Source organism: Kitasatospora sp. NPDC057198, assembly GCF_042670125.1.
Classification (GTDB): domain Bacteria; phylum Actinomycetota; class Actinomycetes; order Streptomycetales; family Streptomycetaceae; genus Kitasatospora.
This window is the reverse complement of the sequence record NZ_JBHUWH010000897.1, coordinates 1-1,058: the sequence shown is the minus strand read 5'-3', so window position 1 is coordinate 1,058 and position 1,058 is coordinate 1. Positions and strand designations below refer to the sequence as shown.

1 protein-coding gene is annotated in these 1,058 nt (G+C 72.1%); it reads right to left on the bottom strand.

Annotated features, from left to right (window positions below; all coding sequences use genetic code 11):
* Positions 1 to 87: 87 nt before the first annotated feature.
* A complete protein-coding gene (locus ACFUEL_RS39945; RefSeq protein WP_380243168.1) occupies positions 88 to 999 on the bottom strand; it encodes a PAC2 family protein in 912 nt (303 codons plus the stop codon).
* Positions 1,000 to 1,058: the final 59 nt, after the last annotated feature.

The following is a 1,058-nucleotide window of genomic DNA, read 5'->3' as shown; positions in this document are numbered from 1 at the left end:
GGACTGCGCGAGCAACCGGGCACCCACAGCACGATCGGCCCGAGGAGAGCACTCCCTCCCCGGGCCGATCCGCTGCGCGTAGAGCGCCTACTCCTCGTCCTCGTCCTTGGGCCGCTCCGTCGCGTGCCCCGTGATCGGCTTCTCGCCCTTGGGCCCCTGGTTCTCCCGCCGCCGCAGGTACCGCTCGAACTCCCGGGCGATCGCGTCCCCGGACGCCTCCGGCAGCTCCGCGGTGTCCTGCGCCTCCTCCAACTGCTGCACGTACTCCGCGACTTCGGAGTCCTCCGCGGCGAGCTGGTCGACCCCCAGCTGCCAGGCCCGCGCGTCGTCGGCCAGTTCGCCCGGCGGGATGCGCAGGTCCAGCAGGTCCTCGACCTTGTTGATCAGGGCGAGGGTGGCCTTGGGGTTGGGCGGCTGCGAGACGTAGTGCGGGACGGCGGCCCAGAAGGTCACCGCGGGGACGCCGGCGTGCGCGCACGCCTCCTGGAGGACGCCCACGATGCCGGTGGGGCCCTCGTAGCGGCTCTCCTCCAGGTCGAGCGAGCGGGCCACCGTGGCGTCCGAGGTGACGCCGGAGACCGGCACCGGCCGGGTGTGCGGGGTGTCGCCGAGCAGCGCGCCCAGGATCACCACCAGCTCGACGCCCAACTCGTGCGCGAAGCCCAGCAGTTCGTTGCAGTAGGAGCGCCAGCGCATGCTGGGCTCGATGCCGCGGACGAGCACCAGGTCCCGTGGCTTCGGTTCGGTGACCCGGACCACCGACAGCCGGGTGGTGGGCCAGGTGATCCGGCGGACCCCGCCGTCGAGCCAGATGGTGGGCCGGTTGACCTGGAAGTCGTAGTAGTCCTCGGCGTCGAGCGCGGCGAACACCTTGCCGCCCCAGGTCTCGTCGAGGTGCCCGAGCGCGGCGGAGGCCGCGTCGCCGGCGTCGTTCCAGCCCTCGAAGGCGCAGATCATCACCGGGTCGATCAACTCGGGAAGGTCTTCCAGCTCGATCACCCGGCATCTCCCTCCGTCAGTGGCGGGGGCTCTGCCGCCCCCGTGGTCCCTTACTGCCC